Source organism: Dyadobacter sp., from assembly GCF_051859145.1.
Lineage (GTDB): Bacteria > Bacteroidota > Bacteroidia > Cytophagales > Spirosomataceae > Dyadobacter.
Genome location: NZ_JBHYGF010000488.1, coordinates 1 through 2513 on the forward strand (window position 1 = coordinate 1; position 2513 = coordinate 2513).

Sequence of the window (2513 nt, forward strand, 5' to 3'; positions counted from 1 at the left end):
ATTTCCTGTTTGATCCGCTTCGCAATTTCCATTGCTGAGCCGATTTGCAGCTTGTCCTCGGTTACATCCAGGTAAGCTTCATCGAGCGAAAGCGGTTCGATCAGATCGGTATAGCGGGAGAAGATCTCGCGTATCTTGCGGGAAGCAGCTTTATATACTTCAAACCTGGGTGAAACAAAAATGATCTGCGGACAAAGCTGGATAGCCTGCCGCGACGGCATGGCAGATCGTACGCCAAACTTGCGTGCTTCATAGCTCGCAGTAGCCACAACACCCCTGCCGGTCGGAGAGCCACCCACAGCCAGTGGTTTTCCCCGGTATTCAGGGAAATCCCGCTGTTCTACGGAGGCGTAAAATGCGTCCATGTCAATGTGAATGATTTTTCTTGGAGCTGCCGGCATCTTCAATGCTGGTGTTGGGAAAGTGGAATACTTTTAATGTTAAAAACAAATTAAATGTTATACAATTCGCATCGTTCGCGAAATATTTTTCGTAATCCATTAAGACCTTGTGCCTGAATGCCGGGCATAACATCCGCCAACGTTCCTCTAACACTCAATGCAATATTCTATACCCCGGATTACGTACCTTTTTTGCCTGCTTTTTTCAATTATCATGGTACCTGTCGCTGCTCAGGAAAGATGCGGGACCATGGAGTTGCTTAACCAGCGTTTTATCGCACAGCCTGCATTGAAGCTAATGTTTGACCAGCGGGAAGCCCGTTTGAAACAAATCATAAATGCCCGCATTCAATCGGGGAAGTCAATGCGGACTACCTCGGAAGTGACTATCCCCGTCGTTTTTCACGTTGTGCTCAGCCGGCAGTCGCAGGTAACCGACGCGCAGATCCAGGCGCAACTGGACACGATCAATAAAGATTATGCTGGCCTGAATGCAGGCGCCAGCCGCATTCCTGATCATTTCCGATCACTTTTTGGCCAATCGGGTATCAAATTCTGCCTGGCGCAGCGCACTCCAGACAATCTGCCTGCGAATGGGATTGTCCGTTACACAACCAACCGCTCCACGTTCGACTATACAACCAATTTGGTCAAACACGCGGAATCGGGTGGGGCTGATGCCTGGGACACGGACAAGTACCTTAATATATGGATTTGTGACCTGTCCAATTCAACTTTGGGCTACGCTACTTTTCCCGACGACGGAGTTAAAGATGAACAAGGCGTGGTGGTAGATTACGGCTCTTTGCCAGGCGGGGTTACCACCGGCTATAATCAGGGAAAAACACTGACGCACGAGCTGGGCCACTATTTCAACCTGTACCACATTTGGGGCGATGATAACGATTCCTGCTCGGGAAGCGATGAGGTAGCCGATACGCCCAATCAGTCGGGGAGTACCAATACCTGCCGGACGGGCATTGTGACCGACCAATGTACACCGTCGGCGCCGGGCATTATGTACCAGAATTACATGGATTACACGCCGGATGCGTGTTTGCTAATGTTCACCAGGCAGCAGGTGGTGAGAATGGAATCTGCCTTTGAAACTTACCGTGCATTGCTGGCCGAATCAAATGGTTGTACGCCGGTTAATCTGAAAGCTAAAGACGCATCGATTCAGTCGATCACACAGCCTGATCAACGCATTTGTACCAACACATTTACTCCCCGCATAGTTATTGAAAACAGGGGCAGCGAAACACTTACATCATTAACTATCACTGCAGTAATTGACAATGGAACCCCGCAGACCTACCGGTGGACAGGTTCACTTGATACCTACGAGGAAGCGACAGTCACGCTTTCAGCACTCACAACCGGTGAAGGTAATCACGTGCTTACCATCTCGACATCGAATCCCAACGGAGCAACGGATGAAGATACATCCAACGATGCATTGTCGCTTGACTTCATTTACTACGAACCTTTCACGCCACCGATCAGCGAAAGTTTCGAAAGTCTGTTCCCGCCGCGGGGCTGGGATATTGTGAATGCGGACAATGGATCTACCTGGGAGAAAACCAATGCGGCTGCAAAAACGGGCAGCGCATCTGTTCGTATTTCCAATTTTAACAATGATGCGATCGGGCAACGCGACTACCTCCGCCTGCCGACAGTAAACATCGCAGGTACCGACTCTGCATTCGTTTCTTTTCAGCTGGCTGCGGCAACTTACACGAACCCGTCTGTACAAAGCAATGTATGGGATACCTTGCAGGTGCTGGTCAGCACGGATTGCGGCCAGACTTACCGGAGTGTTTACAGGAAGTGGGGATCAAGTCTGGTAACCAGAAATGCAGCCACCCGCGTTGCATTTACGCCCGCAGCAAATGAATGGCGGCGGGAAGAAATTGATATCAGCGAATTTATCGGTCAGGGCGAAATCCTGATTGCATTCCTGAACAGCAACGGGAATGAAAATGATATTTACCTGGACGATGTCAATGTGCGGACTGTGACCATTAACCCGAATCTGAAAGAGGCAGGATTTCTGGTTTCGCCAAATCCTACGACAGGCATTTTCTCCGTCCAGTTTTACCCTCATCCGGT

The 2513-nt window shown here is 49.7% G+C and carries 1 protein-coding gene and 1 pseudogene; one reads left to right on the forward strand and one right to left on the reverse strand.

The window, feature by feature from the left end; translation table 11 throughout:
- Window positions 1-401: pseudogene (locus tag ACTIE6_RS22510) on the reverse strand (DNA polymerase IV); the annotation flags it as partial.
- A 157-nt stretch (window positions 402-558) separates the two neighbouring features.
- Here ACTIE6_RS22510 and ACTIE6_RS22515 point away from each other — a divergent pair.
- Window positions 559-2513, forward strand: a 1955-nt coding sequence (locus ACTIE6_RS22515; protein WP_439558770.1) for a M43 family zinc metalloprotease, incomplete at its 3' end; no start/stop codon positions are given.